This is a genomic window from Mesorhizobium sp. M7A.F.Ca.CA.002.04.1.1 (assembly GCF_004022805.1).
GTDB classification, from domain to species: Bacteria; Pseudomonadota; Alphaproteobacteria; order Rhizobiales; family Rhizobiaceae; genus Mesorhizobium; species Mesorhizobium ciceri.
Genome location: NZ_RZPL01001256.1, coordinates 1 through 593, shown reverse-complemented (window position 1 = coordinate 593; position 593 = coordinate 1). Strand labels below are relative to the sequence as shown.

Genomic DNA, 593 nt, shown 5'->3' with positions numbered 1-593 from the left:
GCAATCAGCAGAAGGTCGTCATCGGCAAATGGCTTGCCACCAAGCCGAAGATCATCCTGCTCGACGAGCCGACACGCGGCGTCGACGTCGGCGCAAAGTCCGAACTCCATCACCTGATCGCAAGATTGAAGGCCGAGGGCGCGGCGATCCTCATGGTGTCGAGCGAGTTGCCCGAGGTCCTCGGCGTTGCCGACCGCATCGTCGTCATGCGCGAAGGCCACTCTGTCGGCACGCTGGCGCGTGGGGCGACGGAAGAAGATGTGATGACGCTGGCCTTCGGTGATCGCACGATCACACCACCAGCCTGCGCACCCCGGCCAGCATCCAACCTTGCACCATGCCTGTAAGGAGGACCCTTTGAGCAAATTGAAGATCGCCATCGTCGGTGCCGGCTACATGGGTCTCCTGCATGCGCAGGTGGTTGCCGAGAGCCCTGTCGCGGAACTATCGGCATTCGTTGATCCGAACGCTGCCTCGGGAAGCAAGGCCGCGTCCGATTTCGGCGTCCGGCATTTCACCGATGCCGCCGCCGCGCTGACTGCCAATGCCGCCGACGCCTACATAGTGGCGGCACCCGATACGCTGCATGAAGA

Annotated in this window: 1 protein-coding gene and 1 pseudogene; both read left to right on the top strand. The window is 62.9% G+C overall.

Annotated features, from left to right (window positions below):
• A pseudogene (locus tag ENZ75_RS33665) lies at nt 1–347 on the top strand (sugar ABC transporter ATP-binding protein); the annotation flags it as partial.
• 10 nt (nt 348–357) lie between these two features.
• Nucleotides 358–593 (top strand): Gfo/Idh/MocA family oxidoreductase (locus ENZ75_RS33660; RefSeq protein WP_164888272.1); only part of this gene is annotated, 236 nt, incomplete at its 3' end.